Below are 22,463 nucleotides of genomic sequence, written 5' to 3' on the forward strand. Positions count from 1 at the left end.
CTGTCTTGCGCTCAATGCCGGAAAGAAGGCCGTCAAGGAAATCTGCGCCCGTCTCCCGCAACTCACGACGAGGAAGCACCCGCCCAACCCGTGCCTTCAGCGCTGTGAGCTCCTGCTCCCAAGCCAACAACGACCCTGACCACGAAGCGACAGACATGGTACCCTCCATAACCTGCCGAAGTGAATCAGAAAATCAAATGATCCGCAACTGTAGTATTAGAGCACGTCCTGTTTAATCCGGTTCATATCCTGCGGCTTTGAAGTAGTTGGCACATTCTGCTGGGGTGAAGAGGTCGACGACCGCGCCGACCGCGTCCCGCAGAGCCTTAATGGGTTCTCGGCCTTTGCTCGCAGCAGCGCCTTGAGTTTGGCGAAGGCGTTCTCAATCGGATTGAAGTCAGGACCTGTAGGGCGGCAGTAGAGCGGGCTCGCGCCTGCCGCCTCAATCGCGTCGCGCACGCCGGCGGCCTTGTGGGCGGGCAGGTTGTCCATGACGACTACGTCGCCCTCCGACAATGTAGGGACCAGCACCTGCTCGACATAGGCCAGGAACACGTTGCCGTTCATGGCGCCGTCGTAGACGAAGGGCGCAGTCATGCCCGTCAGCCGCAGCGCTCCGGTGAAGGTCGTGGTCCACACATGGCCATGCGGCACGCCGGCCCGGCAGCGCTCGCCGCGCGGCGCTCTTCCACGCAGGCGGGCCATCTTTGTGGAGAGGCCGGTCTCATCGATGAACACGAGCTTCGCCGGATCGAGATCGAGCTGGCCGTCGAACCAGTCCCGGCGCCGCTTCAGGACGTCGGGGCGATCCTGCTCCAGTGCGTGCGCGGACTTTTGAATGTCCAGCCGTGGCCGCGAAGCCAGACGCTCAAGGCGCTGCGGCTGATCCGCACCAACTGCTCGGCGACGAGCCGCTCCACCATCTCGTTCAGCGTGATGTCCTTGGGCTCAATCGATCAGCCCGACGATGAAGGCTTCATGCGCATGGAGGCGCGGCGGCGGCCCTGCGGGCATGGCGCCAGTTCACCGATCTTAGCCCGCGCAATCCAGCGGATCGCGCTGGACACTCCCACGCCGAACCGCGCCGCCGCTTGCCGCGCGGACATGCCCTCGTCCGAAGCCTTCAAGACCCGCGACCGAAGCTCCTCGCTCAATGCTCTTCCCACCGTCACCTCCCCCGAGGCGGATGTTGAATCAGTACAAAACGCAGCCGTCACATCACAATCGATTCACCGATCACAGGACGTGCTCTAGAACATTTTGACCCGTAGCGTCCACAGAGCAAGTTGCCATGGACAGTAGCGATACACATCGCTCGATGGTAGCCGTCACGTCACGGTACGCAGGTAGTTAAATTGTAAATGCAAGCCTTATTGTCCTCAGTCATCTAAAATAAAGATCGCTCAAATCTCGAAACTGTATTTGACCGATTTCGAACAAAGTTGGAAAGATTGATCGCCCTTGAAAAACCGCCCGGCGAAGAAGCGGTCCTTGCCTGCCGCGGCTCGGTCACAGGTGTGGTGATCACTCTGTAGATAGTTTGCTTAGATAAAATGAAGCCACCAGGATTAGGTTGTCGCAATGATTCCAAGCGCTAAGACTGATGTATTATCAGTAGATCGCGAATACTTGACGCCACGCGTCTTTGACGTTCAAGTCGCCGGAGGTAGGTCCGTCCGCGCATACGAAGTTGGCCCGCCGAACGTTCCCGTTGTCGTGAGGCTCCACGGTACGCCCGGAAGCGGGTTGGATGGAGTCGTGAATTACGTCGCCACCGGCCCTATTTTCTGTCGCCTGATCGCCGTGGACCGCCAAGGCTACGGCGGGTCGACACCAGCGCCCGGGCGCAAAGTAAGGGATATTGCAGATATCGTCGAGGCCGTGCTTGACCATCGTTCCGTTGACGTTGCAGCAGTTTACGGGGCTTCTGGCGGGGGGCCTCACTCGCTCGCCACCGCGGCGCTGTTGCCGGATCGCATCTCGCGAGCCGCCTCGCTTGCTGGAATCGGCCCAAGCTTCGGTCCCGGATTTGACTACGGTCATGGTCAAGTTCCCCTGATGCGGGAAGAAATTGTGATGGCTCGGGCAAGTCTAGACGCCTCCCGCGACTTTTACAGGCGTGTTCTAGCCAACGAGGAGGAGCCTGACATCGAGGCAGGTATATATTCCGACAATGACCGTCGTATAAAGCGCTTTGTGAACGAAATACTGGCTCCAGTCAGGAACAAGATTGAAAGGCAGCTTGGCTTGCCTGAACACAGGTTTTCGGTGGAAGATGCGTATGTTGATGATTTTCACTCATTCGCTTCACCATGGGGCTTCGAACTTGGATCGATTGCGGTACCTGTTCGGATATTTCATGGGCTTTCTGACATCATGGTCCCTCCGTGCCATTCCCAGTGGTTGCAGACGCAGATCCCCAACGCGAGTTTGGAATTGTTTCCCAACGTAGGGCACAACTTTGAGCAACTCATGCCCCACATATTCGCGTGGCTGGCCCAAAGCGACACGAACCCGGGGAACTCGCCCGCTCTTGATGCACAACGGTGAACTTCGGCGGCCAAAAGCGACGATCTAGTCTAAATCTAGTTGCCGTTGCGTCCGTCATCCGTCGTGATGAAAGGCTGGAATTTACGGCGTTATCGCAGCGTGTCGAATGGGGCGACTGCAAGGTTCGAGCGTTTCGGCATCGCGGCCCGCGGGCCCGCACATCAGGCAGTAGGCGCCGGCGTGCAGGAACAGCCGGAACTGGCCACAGCGCCAAGGAGATCGCCACCGTTGTCATCGCCCTCAACGCAGTAGCGAAAAAATTGGACTTGGAAAACTCCCCCTGAGGCGCGTGCGCTCCTGCAGGGGGCGCAATCCATTGTTGCGACGACCGTTTGAATCTTCCCAACGGTCCTCCTCGATCACAGCCGATATGCTCGCTTCGAGGCCCATTTTTCTTTTAGCAGGAGGTAGTTGTTCCGAGAGCCTGCTAGATATCACCCAAAAATCCCTACTCAGGTGGCTTTTTTCGCCCCCGGCGCAGGCGTAGCTATGATGTGAAAGGCTGAGATAGTCCGCACAAGTTCGAACATTCAGTTTGCGCGTCAAAGAACGCGGACCGCTCGATCAAGTTCTACATAGAGATCATCGGAATGGATTTGCGAGAGCACCGGATGCTCCGCGATATGGAATTGATTTTCCTCACTCTCGGTGGGCAGGAGATTGAGTTGATCGCCGACAGTACGGCGAGTATCCGCACGGCAGAAGCACCACTGCCTTTACAGTGCGTAACCTCGACGCCGCAAAGGCCCAGGATTTAGCGCCTCTGGCCCCAGTGATGTTCCCGGAGCGCGCCGAACCCCTGTGCCATCGCTGCACGCAGCAAGGCAATTTCGGTATCCACCCGTATCCCAGGTCCTCGAGACTTGCGCGCATTTTCCCCGTCAATTGCCGTGATGCTTTGGAAGTTGATAACCAAGGCAGCCGGCGGTTAGGAGGCTTCCAGGATGTCCGCGTGGCGGCGAAAGGGATCAAGTGCGAGCACCCCGCAAGCACTCGGCCCGGGCTGGCAAGTCCATTGCTGAGCACGTCCAGGAAGCGGCTGTTTACAGACTCAAACCAGACGCACGTCGAGGCAGGTTAGCTTCACGTCCGCTCCTCCTGGGTGAAGGGATACAGGTGATCAGACAGCTATCTGGAATCAAGATAGGTGCGATATAAATTCTATACTTGCGTGGATCAAGACCGCAAATACCAATGTAAGCCTAATAAAGGTTGGGGGACGGTCGCTTCTTGGACTAGCCAACGCACGCATTGCGCCACGGGCCAATTCCGAATGCGCCAGACCGGAAATTAGATTGATGGGAGAACACAATGTACAAATGGCCACTTAACCGCCGTGCGGTCGTGAAAGCTATGCTTTTGGGATCGGCTGCACCGTGGGTCGTACACTCAAAGGCGATCGCCTCGTCGTGCGGCGATCACATCGTGCGCATCGCTGCGCTCTTCGCGCCCGACTCGCTGAACCCCTTCGCCACGTGGTCTTCGGCATGGCCAACATTCTTCACCTATGACACTCTGGTCGGTGTCGACGCTCAGCGACACTCTGACCGGAAAGGGTTTGCCAAGCAGTGGTCGGTTGCCGATGACAAGCTCACCTGGACTTTCAAAATTTGGCCAAACATGAAGTGGTCGGATGGTCAACCCGCAACTGCCAGAGACGCCGCGTTTACATATAACTATTTGCGCGACTCAATAGGCAAACCGGACGAGCTGAACACCGGCCAAAATAGCACCGACGGCCTAGACAATGTTTCGTCCATAACGGCCCTTGACGACGAGACCTTGCAGATTGTCACCAAGAAACCTTCGCGCTGGCCCGTCGACAATTGGATCTTAATTGTCCCCGAGCACATCTGGAAGGACATCGGCTTCGCGGATGCACGAAGCGCTTTCCGCAATGACCCGCCTCTCGTGGGGACCGGCCCGATGATCGTCGCGGAATTTCAGCAGGGCCAATTTGTCCGCTTCACGCCCAACGAGTATTATCGCACGGGAAAGCCGGCAACAGAAGGTATGATCCTTAACACCTTCAGCACGGCCGACCCGATCGCCCAAGGTCTAAAGAGCGGGAATCTTGATTACGGCCTCAATCTAACCGTTGCTCAGTGGGGCGAGCTTTCGAAGGACAGCAATATAGTAGTCGGTCAACAGCGAATCGAGCAACGGAACTATTTGGCATTCAATACCTTGGCCACAGACGGGGCAGGCAGTACTAAGGCCCTGCAGGATTCGGCGTTTCGCGATGCAATTGGCTATGCTATCGACCAGAAGGCGATCGTTGATCGAGCCTTCCGCGGCCATGCCGACCCAGGCGTTGGACTGGCCATGCCGGCGGCGGCCGATTATTACTCCGAGCTGAAGGACATCAGGCGTAACTTCGATCTCGCCGAGGCCGGCCGCCGGCTCGATGCCGCAGGCTATCGGGACACGAATGGCGACGGGATTCGGGAGGACAAGGAGGGAAAGAGTTTCCAACTCGAGCTGATCACCGGAACACTTTCAGGCACCCTTGAGATGCCGATCGCGGCCGTGCAGCTTATTGCTGCTTGGCTGGCGCAAATCGGCATTCCTGTATCCGTGACGCAGCTGGACGCCGGAGCGCTCAGTGCCCGCACTAAAACCCCGGCACAGGGCGGCGGAGCATGGGATTTACTTGTCGCCCAGGGTTGGGATTCACCCACACCTCACGCCATCCTCAGCTTGGGTAGCAGCAAAAACATCGGCATTAGCAACAGATCTTACTGGAAAAATAACAAATTCGACGAGCTCCTGTCGGAGGCCGATGGAACGGTGGATCTTCAGAGAAGCAAGGAACTCGTTGATCAGGCGGTCCGGCTGATCTACGTCGAAGCACCCTATATCATGCTGTGCTATCCCTTGTTGCTCGACGCCCATCGCAAGGATTGTTTCGAGGGTTGGGGAACGGAGGATGCGGTGTCGATGTGGGGCTATTTCCCGTTTGATCGTCTAAAGTCGGTTTGATGGCTAGCGCGGTAGACAAAGGCCGGACGAGTCGACGCTTCGGGAGCATCCTAATCAGGGCGGCCATGACGCTTCTGATGGTGGCGACCCTGAACTTCATCCTGTTCAGGGTCATTCCAGGAGACCCTGCATCGCTTCTGCTCGGCGGGGCGCGCATCAGCGTGACAGCTGAGCAGATCGAGGCGCAGCGTCAGAACTGGGGCCTCGACCGACCGCTGTTCCCGGACCAGGTGGTCGACTATTTATCGGCAACTCTCCGTGGCGATCTTGGCTACAGCTTCAAGTTCAGGGGCAGGCATGTCGCTGACCTAATCTTGAAGCGCTTGCCGGCCACCATCGCCCTGGTCGGTTTAGCCCAATTGATCGCCATCCTATGCGGGGTTATGCTTGGCCTATATGCGGGTTGGCGCAGGGGGGGAGCCGTCGACTATATCGCCACTAGCGCCTCTCTTGCGCTTTATTCTACGCCGTCTTTCTGGCTTGGGATGCTCCTGGTGGTGATTTTCAGTACGTCACTAGGCTGGTTTCCGGGCTACGGTGCATACTCTCCCGGCGCGAGCACGGGGTCCCTTGATTCATTGCTCGATTACCTGAGGCATCTCGCGCTTCCGGTCACCGCGGTGGCCGTTGGACTCATCGGCCAATACGTCGTGGTCGCTCGTGCTGCGATGAGCGACGTTGTCACCGAGGACTACATGGTAACCGCACGGGCCAAGGGACTCTCCAACGGTCAGATGCTGATGCGTCATGCATTCCGTAATGCAATGCTGCCGGTCGTAACTTTGATTACTCTCAACCTCGGTTACGTGGTTGCCGGTGCTATCACCGTTGAAGCTGTCTTCGCCTGGCCGGGTATCGGCGGCCTCACGGTGGAGGCGCTCAATGCACGGGACTATCCAGTCCTTCAAGGAGTATTCCTGTTGCTCGGTGCCTCGATTGTTCTCGCGAACCTCTTAGCCGATCTTGCTTACGGCCTCCTCGATCCAAGAGTCCGGTAATGAGCGACGGTATTGTTCAATCTCCCTCACGTATCCGGGCGCGTGCTATCAAGGCCTTTCTGCGCCAATTTCTTGGCTATGGCGGCACTCAAGTGGGCCTCGGATGTCTGGCATGCTTTCTAATTGTGGCAGCGGTCCCCAATATTCTGGTGGGACCGCTCCAGACCGCGATCAATGCATCCGGCGATTTCCTCGTGCCCCCATCAGGCGAGCATCTGCTCGGCACGGACGAAGTCGGGCGGGACGTGCTCAATCTGGTCGTCCATGGTGCCCGGATCTCGCTCACCATCGCGCTGCTGGCGACTGTGATCAGCCTCGTCGTTGGGACTACGATCGGTATGACGGCTGGCTACTATGGTGGCAGGGTTGACGTCTGGCTGATGCGCTTGACGGACTTCTTTTTTGTCATGCCGTCCTTCGTGCTGGCGCTGGTCATCACACCCGTGGTTCTCGAGGTGATGGGGCGCGGCGGAGACATTCTCGGCTTCCGTCCTTCTCTTTTCGTGATCCTTGTCGTTATCGGCATGACAAGCTGGGCATTCGTTGCACGTATCGTTCGCAGTCAGACACTGTCGCTTAAGGAGCGAACATTCATTGATCGTGCGCGCGTTGTGGGTACCAGTAATTTCAGCATCATGGTGCGGCACATCCTGCCTAATCTCGTGCCGCAAATCGCGGCCAATGGTGCCCTGGTCGTCGCCGGCGCAATCTATGTCGAGACGTCGCTCTCGTTTCTCGGGCTTGGCGATCCGTTGCAGCCTTCATGGGGTACTTTGCTTTCGCTCGCCCAGCGCGCCGGTGCCGCGAGTGCTGGAGCCTGGTGGTACCTTGGCGCCCCCGGACTGTGCGTAGTCACGGTTTCCCTTAGCTTCGTCCTGATTGGCAATGCCCTCGACGACACGTTCAATCCACGGCGGAGGGTTATCCCATGACAAACTCCTCCCAGGAGAAAGCTCCGCTTCTGGAGGTTGACGGGCTCTCTGTCGATTATGGGCTCAAGGGCGTTTCATCGCGTGCCATCGACGGCGTGAGCTTCGCGCTCCGGGCCGGAGAGGCCGTTGGCCTCGTCGGAGAATCCGGCAGCGGTAAGACCACGACCGCCATGGCGATTGCGGGTCTGCTATCACCCAACGCGCGCGTAAGCGAGGGAGAGGTACGTTATCGTGGTAACCGACTGCCGATCGATGACGATGCGGCGATGCGGCCACATCGCTGGAGCGAAACGTCCGTTGTCTTCCAGGGTGCGATGAATGCGCTCAACCCGGTACACCGCATCATCAAACAGATCGCCGAGCCGTGTATGCTGAAGCTTGGGATGCCGCGCGGCGAGGCGACCGCCCGGGCAAGAGAGCTGCTGGAGCTCGTCGGTATTCCGGCGGATCGCGGCACTGCCTATCCGCACGAGTTGTCGGGCGGTATGCGCCAACGGGTGATGATTGCCATGGCGCTCGCATGTCGCCCCTCGATTGTCATCGGCGATGAGCCCACCACGGCGCTGGACGTCATCACTCAAGCTCAGATCCTGAAGCTGCTGGGGGAGTTGCGATCGAGGCTTAACCTTGCCCTCATTTTGATCACCCACGACCTTTCTGTGGTGGCTGAGTGTTGTGATCGCGTCATGATCATGTACTCGGGTCGGATCGTCGAGGATGGCACTGTCGCCGAGATCTTCGCCCAGCCCAAACATCCCTACACCCGCCTGCTGATCGAATCGATCCCGAACCCGGCGAGCGGCAAACGGATCATTCGGCCCATCCCCGGCGATCCCCCCAACTTGATGAACCGGCCGTCAGGCTGCGCCTTCCATCCACGTTGCCCGTCAGCCATGGGGATTTGCACGACCGAAATCCCAAGCCTCGATAAGTTCGGGCGGGGACGCGTCGCCTGTCACCTTCACCGGTCCTTGACGCGAGAAGAGAAGGTCGCAGCTCATGCCTGACACCGCCGATATCCTGCGTCTCGAGAGCCTGCAGGTCCATTTTCCTATCCAGGGCGGGCTGTTCGACCGTGTCCTGGGTCGACCTGCCGGCGCCGTGCGCGCAGTGGACGGAATCGACCTCAACATCCGACGGGGTGAGATCGTCGCCCTGGTCGGGGAATCTGGCAGCGGCAAGACGACGGTGGGCCGCGTCATCACCAAACTTGCCCAGCCAACAGGCGGCAGGTTGCTGTTCGAGGCCCACGACATGACCTCGGAGCGAGGCGCCTCGGCCCTGCGTGCTTACCGCCATCGCGTGCAGATGATCTTCCAGGACGCTTATCAGGCGCTCAATCCGCGACATACTGTGTTCGATATTGTGGCAGAGCCGCTCCGGTCACTACGGCTGGTCGACAACGCCACGCAACTCACGGAGCGGGTCAGCGAAGCACTTGCGGCGGCCGGCCTCAATCCTCCCGGTGACTTCTTCGCCCGCTTCCCACACGAGTTATCTGGAGGGCAGCGCCAGCGCGTCGTGATCGCCGGAGCGCTTGCTGTCAGGCCGGATCTCATCGTTGCCGACGAACCTGTGTCGATGCTCGATGTCTCGATACGTGCACAGATTCTTCAGGTCCTGGTTGAACTGCGCGACAAGCACAACATGGCGCTGCTGTTCATCACCCACGACCTGCCGCTCGCCTGGTTGATCGCCGACAGGATTGCCGTCTTATATCTTGGAAAATTGGTCGAGATCGGTAGCGCCGACGAGATCACATTCAACCCCCGCCATCCGTATACCCTCGCCTTGCGTAATGCCACCCCGCAGATTGGCGGCAATGCAGGCCGCGCCGAGTTGCCGGCCCTGCAAGGCGAGGTCCCAAGCGCGGCGCGCGTGCCAAAGGGGTGTCGTTTCCATCCGCGTTGCCCACTGGCCTTCGACCGCTGCAAGGAGGAGGAGCCGCCGGCCATCGAAGTGGGGCCGCAACACATGTCCGCGTGCTGGCTGGCGGAGTGAAGGATAGGCCGGTGCTTCTCAGATTTGGTCCAGCTTTATCGAGGCAACCCAGCGGTGCCGGCTCTCGAGAGAATTATGATCGGCTAGAAAACTTAGAAGAACGCCATCGCCGGTGGCGGCAAATCATCTCTGGTGCGGCAGCGGACAAGCTGGGCAACTCTATTCCATGTTATGAGGAGACATAATCTTGAACCAATAACTTCACGCTGATGCATCCTCCCGGGCGAATCCGCTTGCGACCTCATCTTCCGGAGCGACAGAGGAGCAATCCTCCATTGACAAGTACCTGACTCCTCGCGTCTTCGAGATTCCAATGCCGCACGGCAGGACCGTCCGCGCCTACGAGGTTCGGCCGCCCGACGTTCCGCTTGTCGTTGGCATCCATGGCACCCCCAGCACGGGGTTACGCGATATCGTGAACTACGTGGCCACCGGTGCGGTCTTCTGCCGCCTCGTTACGTTTGATCGGCAAGGCTATGGGGGCTCGACCCCTCAGCCTGGACGCAAAGTGAGCGACATCGCAACGATTGTGGATGCTGTCCTTGACCATCTGTCGGTGGACGCCGCGTCGGTGTACGGCAACTCTGGTGGTGGGCCACACGCACTCGCAACCGCAGCCCTGTTGCCGGAGCGTATCTCGCGGGTGGCATGCCTCGCCGGGATCGGCCCGAGCTTCGGTCCGCGGTTCGACTATGCAGAGGGCCAGACTCCCCTCATGCTCGAGGAGATTTTGACGGCGCGGTCTGGCCGCGACGTTTCACACGCATTCTTTAAGCGTACCGTTGACCTCAGATTGAACGATCCACAATGTGACGCCGCATACTTCTACAGGGATCCGCGAAGCAGTCAGATGTCGAGGTCAATTGGCGACTGCACGCCGGCTGAGTCATGGCCATTTTGTCGAAGCTCAAGGCCCCGTTGGCCGCACTCAGGCATCGCTCCGCTATCCGGCTTGACAGGCGGTCGCCGGCGAGGGCGGGGCCAAGCGCGTCACCCTTGAGAAGGTGAAGGTTGCTGCGTGCTGAAAGACGTCAACACCGAAGCGGCGAGGAGATGGAGCAGCAGTTCGTCTAATTCTGGACTGGGTATAGATACAAACAGGCTGACGCCTGAAACAAGCGCTGAGCGCGGATGTTGATTTCCGCCGAGAAGTGACCCGGGATTGGGCGGCGCCCGTCGTGGATGCACCTCAGGCGTGGAGTTTGGCGAAGGTGCCACTGATCAACGTCGAGTGCTACGATGCGCTGCTCCGCGTTCGGGACATGCGCCTTGCGTTATGATCCCGCCAGCGGCGCCCATCGTCATCATGCTCAGAGGCCTGAAGATGCAGCATGGCGCCGTCCGTCACCGATTTCACCGAACAGGCATCTCCTGCCTTCGAGACCGCCATTCATACTCTGTGCCGCAGTCCTTTGAAACAGAAGGCTCATCCACAAACCCACACACCAGATGCCGCGCCATCGGCTTTGTTCACTCCCCAGTCAAGGGATTTTCCCAACGGCGTCTTAGCGGAAGTCAGCAGTACGCTCACTAGCGCAGCGTGTGGGCGGGGCGGCTCAGCCTGGCAGTTTTGCCGGTTCAACACGTTTCACACGGCCGGCGACTGCCCGAACCCATAGAAATTTGGGGCGAATTCGGTGTGGCAGTTCATCTGCGACGCATGCGCGACCGCAGATTGCGCCGCTCTGTCCTCGGCGAATGCCGAGGGAGGCACGCCATATTCGAATCCTATCGACAACGCTCCCTGTAGGAGGGTTGTCGACAGCCGTGAAAATTCAATTTTTGACAAACAGCTTCCGAGGAACGTTCGAAAGGCATTCGTTCCCGTTCGGAGTGATCAGGACGGTTTCGGTAATTTCGATGCCCCAATCCTCAAACCAGAGGGCTGTCATAAAGTGAAACGTCATACCGAGCTCAAGCACAGTTTTGTCACCTGGCCGCAGGCTCATGGTATGTTCGCCCCAGTCCGGCGGATACGACAGTCCGATCGGGTAGCCCGTCCGGTTGCTCTTGGTCAGGCCGTATCTCCTGAGAACATCGAAGAATGCCTTCGCCCAATCCTCGCATGTTGCGCCCGGCTTCGCAAACTGCAGACCTGCCTCCATTCCCTCAAGGGTCGCCTTCTCAGCATCAAACCACTTCTGGGGAGGCTTGCCGAGAAACACCGTGCGTGCTGTCGGCGCGTGGTAACGCTTATAAACACCTGCGATCTCGAAAAAGGTGCCCTCATTGTTGCGTAACGGCTGGTCGTCCCAGGTCAGGTGACACGCCGAGGCGTCCGCCCCCGACGGGAGCATTGGCACAGCAGACGGGTAATCGCCTCCGAACTCGGGCGTTCCCCGGATCGCAGCATCATAGATTTCAGCGACAAGGTCGCATTTGCGCATCCCGGGTTCCATCTTTTCCAGGATCCGCTCGTGCATGAGCGTGACGATTTTGCCCGCGCGGCGCATATATTCGATTTCCCGGGGGCTTTTGACCGCTCGCTGCCAGTTCACGAGCACTCCCGCATCTACAAACTTTGCATTGGGCAAGCCCGCCGTCAAAACCTCATATGCGGCGGCAGAGAACCAATAATTGTCCAGCTCCACCCCTATTACGCCCTTGTCGAGCCTGCGGCTGCTCAACAGCTTGCAAAGCTCTTCCATTGGATGACAGTCGGTCGCATGCACGAAGCGGTCAGGATAGCAAACGACGTTATCGGCTGAGAAGTAAACAGTCCGGTTAGCGCCGTTTTCATCGACGATCCGACCCCACCAGATGGGATCTCCTTCCGGAGGTACGATGACTGCCTGATGGACGTAGAAGGACCAGCCGTCGTAGCCTGTCAACCAGGCCATGTTCGCGGGTTCACTGACGATGAGCGTATCGATGCCACGCTTCTGCATTTCGGATCGGGTCTTACCAAGCCGCGTCCGATATTCGTCTAGACTAAAATTGAGCTTTGTGGCGGGCACTGAGGTGACTCCCGTATTGGACCCCGACTGACGTCAAACCATGTATGGTTGGCGGATGGTACCGTTTGGGAAAACGAGAGCCTCTCGTCAAACGCAATTTCAAGATTCGGCCCATCTCGAAACAAGATGATCCAATGACGACGAGCTTGATTGCCTGGCGCGCTGCCAAGTGCGTAAATCTGTTTTTGAGATGGTCGTGATCTCGATTCCCGTGTTGACCAATAGACGTCACTGATAGAATCTGCCCCTGCGGTCGGCAACCCGTTGTGACGGTTGTTGGCCTTATGGCGCGAAGGCTTCCGACGTGAAAGCGCTGCTCCGCCTGAACTTGAAATCTACACTACCGGAGCAGGTAACATGAGCACGAGTAACCGTCTATCCAATTCCTTGGCCGCGATGGATATCGCGACAGGCCTCCACCCTTTTACTAATGCCCGCTTGCATGAGCAGAAAGGTCCGCTAATCATGGACCGTGGCGAGGGTATTTACGTCTATGACGTTAGCGGAAAGCAGTACATTGAAAGTTTTGCCGGTCTGTGGTCTGTAGCTGTCGGGTTTAACGAGCCGCGACTGGTTGAGGCAGCGACAAGGCAGATGCAGAAGCTGCCATTTTACCATACTTTCAACCATATGAGCCATGAGCCGAACATCCGCCTGGCCGAGAAACTAATTGAACTGTCCCCCGAACACATTACGCGTGTGTCGTTCACGAATTCCGGATCCGAAGCTAACGATACCGTCGTGAAGATGGTTTGGTATGTGAACAACGCCCGTGGCCGCCCCGAAAAAAAGAAATTTCTTGCACGCGCGAAAGGCTACCACGGCATTACCATGGTTTCTGGCAGCCTAACTGGCCTTCCGAACAACCATCGCGATTTCGACATGCCGATCATACCGGTGATCCACCTCACGACACCGCATCTGCGCACGTCGGGCTTTGAGGGCGAGACCGAGGGTGAGTTCTCTGCGCGGTTGCTCAAGGAGATCGAGGACACAATCCTGCGCGAAGGTCCAGAAACTATCGCTGCCTTCATCGGCGAGCCGCTGATGGCGGCGGCAGGCGTGCTCTCGCCGCCCGCGGGGTATTGGCAAGGCGTAGAGGCGCTTTGCCGAAAGTACGACATCTTCCTTGTAGCGGATGAGGTCGTGAATGGTTTCGGTCGTCTGGGTACAATGTTTGGATCCACCTATTATGCGTTCAAGCCTGACATCATGGTGACATCGAAGCAGCTGACGTCTTCTTACATGCCGCTTGCGGCGATCCTCTTTACGGAGGAAATCTACAACACTATCGCTGACAACACCGCAAAGATCGGAACGTGGGGTCATGGCTACACGACTACTGGGCATCCGGTCGCAACTGCGGTCGCCCTCGAGAACCTCAAGATTATTGAGGAGCGAGACCTGATCGGCAACTCGGCGCGCGTGGGAAAGGTCTTCATGGAGAGCCTGCAGCTGCTCCTGGACCACCCTCTTGTGGGTGACGTCCGCGGCGTGGGCCTTATGGCAGCGGTCGAAATGGTCCCTGACAAATCGTCTCGCAAAGGATTCCAGCAGTTCGGAAAAGCCGGCGGAAAGGCATTCGCATCGGCATTGGCCAACAATCTGATCGTTCGCGTTGTCGGAGATCAGCTTATCTTCTGTCCGCCGCTCATTATTACTGAGGAACAGGCCCTCGAAGTAGTGACCAGAACCAAGAAGACGCTCGACGAGGTGGCGGATTTCGTGGTCGCTGAAGCGATCAGCTGACCTAAATCGAATGTCGCGCGGCCGGGGAGCGACTCTGCTGCGCCAAATCGCAGGCCTCTATGCACAATGTTGGTCGGGGAGCGGGTCAAGGGTAGCCTTCGCCTCTCCAGTCACCCGCCTCACGGACAGCTTTAGTATCTAGGAACGCGATGGGACCGTCCCGGACTTTATATTGGCAATCCGAGCTCTTGATGGCTCATATCTATGTGTAGGCGACCTGAGGTCTAGTGCGCCACTACTCTGATCCAACACGAATTGGATGGAACTAAGTGCAGATTAAGGACGTCATACTGGCTCCCGGAAACGGTGCATTCTTTTACGACGACCAAGCCGCTATTAGAGCCGGGGCGGTCCAGGACGGCTTCATCTATACGGGCAAGCCCCTCACTCCAGGGTTCAATTCAATCCGCGTCCCGGCTGCCATCCTCAGCATCGGCCTCGTCCTCATGGATGAGACAGTGGTCTGGGGCGACATGATGAGCGTCCAGTACTCCGGAGCCTCTGGTCGTGATACGTTGTTCGACATCACGGAGATATCCGACCTCTCGGCCCGAATAGTGGTTCCCAGGCTTCTGGAAGTTGATGCCTCTCACTTTCTGCAAGCCTGCGCGAGTGTGTTTTCCTATGCTGATCAGAAGAGGCTGCCGCTATCGCTCGAATATGGCGTGAGCCAAGCGCTCCTCCGAGCCGCAGCACACCTTAGACGCTGCTCAATGGCCGAGATTGTTTGCTCAGAATTCGGTTTGCCCCTGCCAGATCGCAGGGTGCCGATTTTCTGCCAAAGTGGCGATTCTCGCGAGATCAATGTGGACAAAATGATCTTGAAGGGGGCGGATGTGCTGCCCCATGGACTGATCAATTCTCGTGACAAGTTTGGACCTGGAGGTCGGACCTTCGTCGAATTCGTCACGTGGGTCGCGGATCGTATCCGCAAGATAGGCCTACCGGGATACCAGCCTGTGTTGCACTTCGACGTATACGGTTGGATCGGCCTCGCTGTTGGTATGGCGCCCCAGGAGATCGCCGATTTCATTTCGAGGCTGGCAGAGAAAGTTCCTGATTTCAGGCTGAACATTGAATGCCCGGCCGACTATGGTTCGACGCAGGCCCAATTGGAAAACTATGCGAGTCTGGTGTCGATTCTGGACGAGCGAGGCTCCAATGCCCGTGTCGTGGTGGACGAGCGCTGTAACACGCTCGACGACATACGTCTGTTCGCTGACGGAAAGGCAGCGCACCTAGTCCAGATCAAGATGCCTGACGTCGGCTCGATTGCGGACACTGGGCGGGCAGTGCTCGTTTGCAAGGAGAACAAGGTTGGCGCCTATGTTGGCGGAAGCTGCGCCGAGACCGACCTTTCAGCGCGAACATCGGTCCACATCGCAGTCGCGACGCAGGCCGACATGATGCTGGCAAAACCCGGTATGGGTGTGGACGAGGGGTTCTCGATCGTTGGCAATGAGCAGAGCAGGCTGCTTGCCCTGCTGGAAAAACGACGTGCTCAACCCAGGCAGCACGTAAAGGGCGTGGTGTCAGCATGAAGCAGACGCTGGGAGGGGTCACGGTTGTCGCTGTCGAACAGGCCGTTGCTGCGCCCTACGCTTCGTCGCGCCTCGCGGATGCTGGTGCGCGCGTCATCAAGGTCGAAAGACCCGAAGGAGACTTCGCTCGCTACTATGACAAGCTGGTCAAGGGGCAGAGCGCTTACTTTGTCTGGCTTAACCGTGGCAAGGAGTCTGTTTGTCTGGATCTCACCCTGGAGGACGATCGCGCCGTCCTGGAATCGATGATCGCTTCTGCCGATGTCTTTATCCAGAACCTCAAGCCCGGCAGCATTGGTAAACTCGGGTTCGGATCAGCGAAGCTTCGTCAACGCTTCCCCCGGCTGATCACATGCGATATTTCGGGATTCGGAGACGGGGGCGTATTCTCCCACCTGAAAGCCTACGATCTTATCGTTCAAGCTGAAACGGGGTTATGCGCTATTACGGGCAATGCGCAAGGACCGGCTCGAGTTGGCGTATCAGTCTGCGACATTTCTGCAGGCATGACCGCCCACGCAGCCATACTCCAGGCGCTCTATCATCGCGAACGGACTGGCGAGGGCGCCAGCGTTCAAGTCTCGCTGTTCGATGCTATCGCCGACTGGATGAACGTGCCCGTGTTGCAACATGATTACAGCGATTATCGATCGGTGCGCGCCGGTGTGAACCATCCGTCGCTGGCGCCCTACGGCGCATATCGCTGCTCCGACGGCAAGGATGTTATCTTCTCGGTCCAGAATGACCGAGAATGGGTGAACTTCTGCACCAAATTTCTTAAACAGCCGGAGCTAGTGCGCGCGCCGGGTTTTGCTGACAACATGGAGCGGCTGGGTAACCGGGCTCCCCTCGACGAAATCATTAAGAGCCGCTTCTTGGAATTGTCCAACGACAAGGCGATGCAAGAGCTTGAGGCAGCAGGCCTCGCCTATGGTCGGCTGAACGAAATGATGGACGTTTCACAGCATCCTCATGTCCGCAGGGTTACCGTCAACACACCTGGAGGGAACATAAATTTGATCGCCCCCGCCGCAATCGTCAACTCGGAGCCGGCGTCGCTACGACAAGTCCCTGGGCTGGGCGCCCACACTGCGGCGATCCGAGAGGAATTCGCTCCAGGTGCGCGCGAGCGCGAGCACGCTGCCCAGCGGGTGCCGCGCGCATAGTGGATTGGAATCCGCCGGCATTTTACCTTTCCCAGAACAAGGCTACTCCATGCATCAAATGCCGGGTCCGGGTCTGCACCAAGGGAATCCCGTTCCTCGTTGGAAGTCCTTACTTTTTGTACCTGCCCATGTCGATCGGTTCGTCAAAAAGGCGAACGAACGCGGAGCGGACGGAATCATTTTGGATCTGGAGGACGCGGTTCCCCAAGACCGAAAATCCGAAGCTCGGCGGCAACTCTCCGCGTCCGTGGCGCAGGTTGGCAGCCGCGGCGCGTCCGTTTTGGTTCGCGTCAACCGGGGTTTGAGAAGTTTGGCCGTAGACTTGGAGGTTTCGGTCATCCCAGGGGTGCATGGGCTGGTACTTCCCAAGGTAGATTCCGCCGAATGGATAGTGGAAGTCGCCGGGGCAATCGAGGAACTCGAGCGCGAACGAGGACTTGTGCTCGGCGCGATCAAACTCTTGGCGCAGATCGAGACGCCAGCGGCTCTGTTGCGCCTACCCCAGATCGCTAGCGGACACCCGAGGATGGCCGCTATGGCGCTTGGTCCGGAGGATTTCAGCGCAGCTGTGGGCGCGGCCCCCGATTTTGACCTTCTGCTTGGCCCCAACCTTTCGGTACTTTTCGCTGCGCGTGCGGCAGGCATTCTTCCCCTGGGCTTTATAGGAGGTATTGGGGATTTCTCTGATATTCAAAAATTCCGGCAGGTTGCAACGCACGCGCGGCGCCTCGGGTTTGCCGGGGCTTTGGCCATACACCCGTCGCAGGTGGCCATTCTCAATGAGGCTTTTTCGCCGACCGTTGAAGAACTCGAGTGGGCGGGTCGTGTGGTGGCAGCGAACCACCAAGCTGCTGAACAGGGCAACAGCGCCTTTGCCGTGGCCGGCAAAATGATTGATCCGCCGATAGTACGGCGCGCGCAGGAGATGCTCGCACTAGCGGGAGGCAGCTGAGGCGGTTCACTCGGCCACTGGACGTCTCTGCCGCCAGAGCGCGGCAACTTTGCTCGTTATAAAGCTTCTCCACCATCGCGTTTCAAGATAGCTTCAACTGATCAGGCTCCTGATACGGTCAGGACCGAATGTGGAACGCTAAAATCGTGGAAATCAGGCAGCTCAGGTATTTCGTCGGCGTTGTCGAAGCGGGAAGCTTCACGAAAGCCGCAGCCCAGTTGAACGTAGCGCAAAGCGCGCTTAGCCTGCACGTTCGTCAGTTAGAGGAAAGCTTCGGCACTCGCCTTCTAGTCCGTGATAGGACCGGCGTTAACGTAACCGATTCCGGCGCAAAGCTGCTCGAGCACGCGCGAACAATCCTCCGGGAGATACAGCTTACGAAAGCTGAACTGACCAACACGACTGCTTCGCCTTCGGGAGAGGTGACACTTGGCGTACCATCGGGGGCCGCCCGCGTCCTGAGTGGCGAACTTCTGGCAGCAGCACGGAGCGAACTGCCGGGGGTTTCCCTTAAAATGGTGGAAGGCATGACGGGCCCACTCGAGGAGTGGATGAGCGCTGGTCGCTTCAGTCTCGCCGTGCTTTATCGAACAGCGGAAAGTCCAGGGCAAATGACCGTTCTCGCGCGAGAGGAATTTTGCCTGGTGGTGCCTCCGGAACTACCTCCGTTCGAAGATTCGATCGGTCTTGCGGACCTTCACGCCTTTCCCCTCGCCGTGCCAATGCGAAACAACAACGTCAGGCGGTCCGTCGCGGATGTGGTGGCGCAGCACGGTTGCAAGCTGGACGTCCGCTTCGAAGTGGATTCGCTATCCACCATCATTAATATGGTTACGGAAGGACGCGCGTACTCGATACTGACTCCATCAGCGATCCAGAAAGAGGCGATACAGGGATTGGTGAGGACGGTCAGGATCGTTGATCCTGTGATCACCCGTTCTGTTGTGCTGGCAGCGAATCCCAAGGATGAACGCTCGCCAGCTGTCGCTGCTGTGCGCAAGCTGATACCGAAGGTCGTCAAAAACCTTATTGAAAGCGGGAAATGGCCTGCCACACTACCTCTTGAGTCGTGACCCCATACCAAGTCACGAACGGGCATTGATCTCGATTCAAGATGGATTTCGACATTATTCGGTATTTGACCGGCCGCCTCGACCACGCTGAAAGTGCTGATGCGCAGGATCCATGGTGTTAGAGTTCCTACGCCGAAATTACCTCAGGCGGAGCAACGGAATGTTTGGCGAGACGAGCTATGAGCTGTTCATCAATGGCATGTGGCGCGCCGCCAGTGATGGAAAGAAGCTGCCGCTAATCAATCCAGCAACCGAGCAGGTTTTTGGGCAAGTCGCTTCGGCATCGGTATCAGATCTTGACGAGGCTCTTGCTTCGGCCGAATGCGCCCGAGAAGCTTGGGCCGCTTTGCCCGCGGGGGACCGGGGCGCAATTCTCGTGAAGGCGGCTGGGATTCTTAAGGACAAGATCGATGCCGCTGCCAAGTCGCTCTCCCGCGAGCAGGGCAAGACGATCGCGGAAGCAAAGGGCGAATATGAACGCGCCGTGGAAACCCTCGAGTGGAACGGCCAGCTCGCGGAAAACCTATCAAAACCCATTCCAATGGGCCCAGGCCGTATGATCGTTCCCGAGGGGATAGGTGTCGTCGCCGCATTCACCCCGTGGAACTATCCTGCCGTCTTGAACGCTCGCAAGTTGGCCGCGCCGCTGGCCGCAGGCTGTCCGGTCATTTTGAAAGGCGCAGAGGAGACGCCGAGCGCGGCTGTTTTTCTCGTGCAGTCCTTGCAGGAGGCCGGAATACCGGTCGGCGTGGTGAATCTCGTGTTCGGCGTCCCGGCCCAGATTTCCGAGCACCTTCTGGCATCGACGGTGGTAAAGGTCCTTACATTCACCGGCTCTACGGGCGTAGGCAAACAGCTAGCGAAGCTGGCGGCGAACAACCTGCAGCGTTGTGTGTTGGAACTTGGCGGCCATTCCCCTGTGATCGTGTGCGAAGACGCGGATCTCGCGAAGACGATTCCGCTTATCGCAGAATACAAATTCGAGTGCGCTGGCCAAAGCTGCAACGCGCCCAGTCGGGTTTTGGTGGCGCGGCCGCTCTATAATGAATTTGTTGCCAGAATGACTGAGACAGTCTCGAAAATTAGAATCGGCGCTCCGGAGGATCCCTCGACGGAAATGGGACCGATGGCGAATGCACGGCGCGTCGAGGCCATGGAGCGTTTAACGAAGGATGCCGTGGACCGCGGGGCTCACGTCGAGATTGGCGGATCCCGATTAGATCGACCGGGATTTTTCTGGCCACCGACTATCTTGACCGATGTTCCCGCCGATTCAAAGGTCTTGAAGGAGGAACCTTTCGGACCGATCCTGACTGTTGAGAGCTTCGATACGCTTGAGGAAGCCATCTTGCGGGCCAACACGACGGAATATGGCTTGGCCTCATATTTCTTCACCAGCTCGCCAGATATAACACTTAGGCTGGTTAGCGCTCTAGCGGCCGGCGCGGTTAGCGTAAATTACCTCAAAGGCGTGTCCGCTGACGCCCCAAACGGGGGCATAAATCAAAGTGGGTACGGGTACGAAGGGGGCGAATTGGGTTTGCGCAGCTTTCAAAACCTCAAGCTGATCAACGGGATGGGTTCGTTCGGATAAAATTGTGGCCACAAAGACACGCACCATCACTGGCGAGGATATTACGCAGAGCGTTGCCGACGCCCTTCAGTATATCTCATATTATCACCCTCCAGACTATATCCAGTACCTGTCAGATGCCTATAAACGGGAGCAAAATCCGTCGGCGAAGAACGCTATTGGTCAGATATTGCTCAATTCGCGGATGGCGGCGTTCGGCCGACGGCCGATCTGCCAGGACACAGGCCTGGTGGTGGTATTCGCGAAGGTCGGCATTGGCGCCCGAATCCGCTCAAGCGCTAGCTTCTCGGAGTTGATCAATGATGGTGTGAGACGGGCCTATCTTGATCCTAACAATCCGCTCAGACCGTCAGTGGTTGCGGACCCGCTCGCGAAACGCGCCAACACACGGGACAACACCCCTGCGGTTGTCTACGTTGATCTGGTACGCGGCAATACCGTTGAGATTACGATTGCTGCGAAAGGCGGAGGATCTGAAAACAAGGCCCGGTTCACCCAGCTAAATCCTGCTGCATCGGTCGCCGACTGGGTTGTGGAAACAGTAGCGTCGCTTGGCAGCGGCTGGTGCCCACCTGGCCTGATTTCGGTCGGGATTGGAGGTAGCGCCGAAAAGGCCATGCTGCTGGCTAAAGAAGCGATGAACGAACCCATCGACATGGCGGACTTGATTGCAAGGGGTGCCAGGAATGCGGAAGAGGCGCTTCGCGTGGAACTATACCACAGGATCAACGCATTAGGAATCGGTGCACAAGGCCTTGGCGGGCTCACAACTGTTGTTGATGTCAAGGTTGCTACATATCCGACGCACGCCGCCTCGCAGCCAGTCGCACTGATCCCGCAATGTGCCGCAAACAGGCATTTGAAGTTCACACTGGACGGCTCGGGACCGGTTCAACTTCAGCCGCCAGACATTTCCATGTGGCCCATAATTGAAGAAGTGGACCTGCGCAGTGCAAGAGTGCGGCGAGTTAATCTTGATACACTGACAAGGGAAGAAACGGCAACGTGGCGATGCGGCGAGACGCTGCTTTTGTCAGGGAAGTTACTGACGGGTCGGGATGCAGCGCACAAACGGATGGTCGATCTGATCGCGCTCGGAAAACCGCTCCCGGTCGATTTGCGGGGACGTGTGATTTACTATGTCGGGCCCGTCCGCGCAGTTGGTAGTGAAGTCGTAGGGCCTGCTGGACCGACCACGTCAAGTCGCATGGATGGGTTCGTAGAAACAATTCTTGCCGAAACTGGGCTCCACGCAATGGTGGGTAAGGCGGAGAGGGGGCCAGCTGCCATCGAGTCCATTGTCCGTCATAAGGCGCCTTACCTCATCGCGGTTGGGGGCGCTGCCTATCTGATCTCCAAATCCATTAAGTCCGCGCGCGTGGTAGCGTTCGAAGAGTTGGGCATGGAGGCGATCTATGAGTTCGAGGTGCAGGACATGCCGGTGATCATGGCAGTCGACGTGAAAGGCGAGTCGGTTCACCAATCGGGACCCACCGAGTGGCGCAAAAGAATGGCGGCCGACAGCATTGCACGCAGCATTGGCATTTAGGTCAAGTGGCGCCCCGGATACTTATCTCACTATGAGGCGGTGCGGATAACGCCCTCCAAACGTGAGTCACCGGATGTATACCGTCGGCAGCCCACAGCCACCATGACTCGCAACAAGCGTGGTGATCTCAAGATCCATTTGCCTACGCTGCCATTCGGCGAATCGAAGTCTCCAGCACACGCGAGGCATTTCTTCAGGAGTCTATAGCGAAGCGCATCAGGCGACCCTTTTTCCGGCCTTAAGCCACGCCCGAGCGCCGCGCCTACGATCGTCCTCGGCTTTACAACTTTATCTCGAACCCAGATGGCGACGATATAAACACTGCATTTGACTTGGACCGCCCCGACGACCGATCTTCGTTGCAACGAATGACGGACGCGGCAACCAATGTCACAACACGTCTCCCGCCAGTGTCATAA

General features: G+C 58.0%; 15 protein-coding genes and 3 pseudogenes. 15 read left to right on the forward strand and 3 right to left on the reverse strand.

From position 1 onward, the window contains the following. Both NKJ09_RS32580 and NKJ09_RS29650 read right to left on the reverse strand, forming a co-directional pair. Positions 1 to 157, reverse strand: a pseudogene (locus NKJ09_RS32580) (IS701 family transposase); the annotation flags it as partial. Between the two features lie 75 nt (positions 158 to 232). Further along, a pseudogene (locus tag NKJ09_RS29650) lies at positions 233 to 1,166 on the reverse strand (IS630 family transposase). 415 nt (positions 1,167 to 1,581) lie between these two features. Here NKJ09_RS29650 and NKJ09_RS29655 point away from each other — a divergent pair. From NKJ09_RS29655 to NKJ09_RS29690, 8 genes and pseudogenes are all read left to right on the forward strand, one after another. Beyond that, the gene (locus tag NKJ09_RS29655; RefSeq protein ID WP_352764308.1) at positions 1,582 to 2,550 is read left to right on the forward strand and encodes an alpha/beta fold hydrolase; all 969 of its coding nucleotides are present in this window, start codon (positions 1,582 to 1,584) and stop codon (positions 2,548 to 2,550) included. Between the two features lie 533 nt (positions 2,551 to 3,083). After that, positions 3,084 to 3,308: pseudogene (locus NKJ09_RS29660) on the forward strand (VOC family protein); the annotation flags it as partial. A 553-nt stretch (positions 3,309 to 3,861) separates the two neighbouring features. Continuing rightward, a complete protein-coding gene (locus NKJ09_RS29665; RefSeq protein WP_352764310.1) occupies positions 3,862 to 5,532 on the forward strand; it encodes an ABC transporter substrate-binding protein in 1,671 nt (556 codons plus the stop codon). 65 nt (positions 5,533 to 5,597) lie between these two features. After that, the gene (locus NKJ09_RS29670) at positions 5,598 to 6,530 is read left to right on the forward strand and encodes an ABC transporter permease (protein ID WP_352764312.1); all 933 of its coding nucleotides are present in this window, start codon (positions 5,598 to 5,600) and stop codon (positions 6,528 to 6,530) included. Beyond that, positions 6,530 to 7,462 (forward strand): ABC transporter permease, encoded by a 933-nt coding sequence (locus tag NKJ09_RS29675; RefSeq protein WP_352764315.1) that lies wholly within the window; start codon positions 6,530 to 6,532, stop codon positions 7,460 to 7,462. Before NKJ09_RS29670 ends, NKJ09_RS29675 begins: the two co-directional genes overlap by 1 nt. Beyond that, a complete protein-coding gene (locus tag NKJ09_RS29680; protein WP_352764318.1) occupies positions 7,459 to 8,469 on the forward strand; it encodes an ABC transporter ATP-binding protein in 1,011 nt (336 codons plus the stop codon). Before NKJ09_RS29675 ends, NKJ09_RS29680 begins: the two co-directional genes overlap by 4 nt. Beyond that, entirely contained in the window at positions 8,462 to 9,463 is a 1,002-nt protein-coding gene (locus tag NKJ09_RS29685; protein WP_352764321.1) for an ABC transporter ATP-binding protein, read from the forward strand. Before NKJ09_RS29680 ends, NKJ09_RS29685 begins: the two co-directional genes overlap by 8 nt. A 313-nt stretch (positions 9,464 to 9,776) precedes the next feature. Then, positions 9,777 to 10,463: an alpha/beta fold hydrolase gene (locus NKJ09_RS29690; protein ID WP_352764324.1), complete on the forward strand. Its 687-nt coding sequence runs from the start codon at positions 9,777 to 9,779 to the stop codon at positions 10,461 to 10,463. A gap of 775 nt (positions 10,464 to 11,238) precedes the next feature. Here the strand turns inward: NKJ09_RS29690 and doeA are convergent. Further along, a complete protein-coding gene (gene doeA / locus NKJ09_RS29695; protein ID WP_352764327.1) occupies positions 11,239 to 12,420 on the reverse strand; it encodes an ectoine hydrolase DoeA in 1,182 nt (393 codons plus the stop codon). 357 nt (positions 12,421 to 12,777) lie between these two features. Between doeA and NKJ09_RS29700 the strand changes: the two genes are divergently transcribed. The 7 genes from NKJ09_RS29700 (at position 12,778) to NKJ09_RS29730 (ending at position 22,044) form a co-directional block, all read left to right on the forward strand. After that, the gene (locus NKJ09_RS29700; protein WP_352764329.1) at positions 12,778 to 14,169 is read left to right on the forward strand and encodes an aspartate aminotransferase family protein; all 1,392 of its coding nucleotides are present in this window, start codon (positions 12,778 to 12,780) and stop codon (positions 14,167 to 14,169) included. Positions 14,170 to 14,438: 269 nt separating this feature from the next. Continuing rightward, positions 14,439 to 15,710: a methylaspartate ammonia-lyase gene (locus tag NKJ09_RS29705; RefSeq protein WP_352764332.1), complete on the forward strand. Its 1,272-nt coding sequence runs from the start codon at positions 14,439 to 14,441 to the stop codon at positions 15,708 to 15,710. Next, complete coding sequence (locus tag NKJ09_RS29710; protein ID WP_352764335.1) at positions 15,707 to 16,876, forward strand: CaiB/BaiF CoA transferase family protein; 1,170 nt, start codon at positions 15,707 to 15,709, stop codon at positions 16,874 to 16,876. Before NKJ09_RS29705 ends, NKJ09_RS29710 begins: the two co-directional genes overlap by 4 nt. 4 nt (positions 16,877 to 16,880) lie before the next feature. Then, positions 16,881 to 17,828 (forward strand): HpcH/HpaI aldolase/citrate lyase family protein, encoded by a 948-nt coding sequence (locus NKJ09_RS29715; protein ID WP_352764338.1) that lies wholly within the window; start codon positions 16,881 to 16,883, stop codon positions 17,826 to 17,828. Positions 17,829 to 17,974: 146 nt separating this feature from the next. Next, the gene (locus tag NKJ09_RS29720; RefSeq protein WP_352764341.1) at positions 17,975 to 18,901 is read left to right on the forward strand and encodes a LysR family transcriptional regulator; all 927 of its coding nucleotides are present in this window, start codon (positions 17,975 to 17,977) and stop codon (positions 18,899 to 18,901) included. A gap of 160 nt (positions 18,902 to 19,061) precedes the next feature. Beyond that, the gene (locus tag NKJ09_RS29725) at positions 19,062 to 20,495 is read left to right on the forward strand and encodes an aldehyde dehydrogenase family protein (protein WP_352764345.1); all 1,434 of its coding nucleotides are present in this window, start codon (positions 19,062 to 19,064) and stop codon (positions 20,493 to 20,495) included. Positions 20,496 to 20,499: 4 nt separating this feature from the next. Further along, a complete protein-coding gene (locus NKJ09_RS29730; protein WP_352764347.1) occupies positions 20,500 to 22,044 on the forward strand; it encodes a fumarate hydratase in 1,545 nt (514 codons plus the stop codon). Positions 22,045 to 22,463 lie beyond the last annotated feature (419 nt).

It is taken from the genome of Mesorhizobium sp. M0189 (genome assembly GCF_040322135.1).
In the GTDB taxonomy this organism is placed as follows: Bacteria; Pseudomonadota; Alphaproteobacteria; order Rhizobiales; family Rhizobiaceae; genus Mesorhizobium.

What these genes read in the sequence shown, in the direction of transcription:
- NKJ09_RS29655 (WP_352764308.1), top strand. Translation starts at nt 1,582, where the DNA reads ATGATTCCAAGCGCTAAGACTGATGTATTATCAGTAGATCGCGAATAC.
- NKJ09_RS29690 (WP_352764324.1), top strand. Translation starts at nt 9,777, where the DNA reads ATGCCGCACGGCAGGACCGTCCGCGCCTACGAGGTTCGGCCGCCCGAC.
- NKJ09_RS29725 (WP_352764345.1), top strand. Translation starts at nt 19,062, where the DNA reads ATGTTTGGCGAGACGAGCTATGAGCTGTTCATCAATGGCATGTGGCGC.
- NKJ09_RS29710 (WP_352764335.1), top strand. Translation starts at nt 15,707, where the DNA reads ATGAAGCAGACGCTGGGAGGGGTCACGGTTGTCGCTGTCGAACAGGCC.
- NKJ09_RS29670 (WP_352764312.1), top strand. Translation starts at nt 5,598, where the DNA reads ATGACGCTTCTGATGGTGGCGACCCTGAACTTCATCCTGTTCAGGGTC.
- NKJ09_RS29700 (WP_352764329.1), top strand. Translation starts at nt 12,778, where the DNA reads ATGAGCACGAGTAACCGTCTATCCAATTCCTTGGCCGCGATGGATATC.
- NKJ09_RS29665 (WP_352764310.1), top strand. Translation starts at nt 3,862, where the DNA reads ATGTACAAATGGCCACTTAACCGCCGTGCGGTCGTGAAAGCTATGCTT.
- NKJ09_RS29685 (WP_352764321.1), top strand. Translation starts at nt 8,462, where the DNA reads ATGCCTGACACCGCCGATATCCTGCGTCTCGAGAGCCTGCAGGTCCAT.
- NKJ09_RS29680 (WP_352764318.1), top strand. Translation starts at nt 7,459, where the DNA reads ATGACAAACTCCTCCCAGGAGAAAGCTCCGCTTCTGGAGGTTGACGGG.
- NKJ09_RS29675 (WP_352764315.1), top strand. Translation starts at nt 6,530, where the DNA reads ATGAGCGACGGTATTGTTCAATCTCCCTCACGTATCCGGGCGCGTGCT.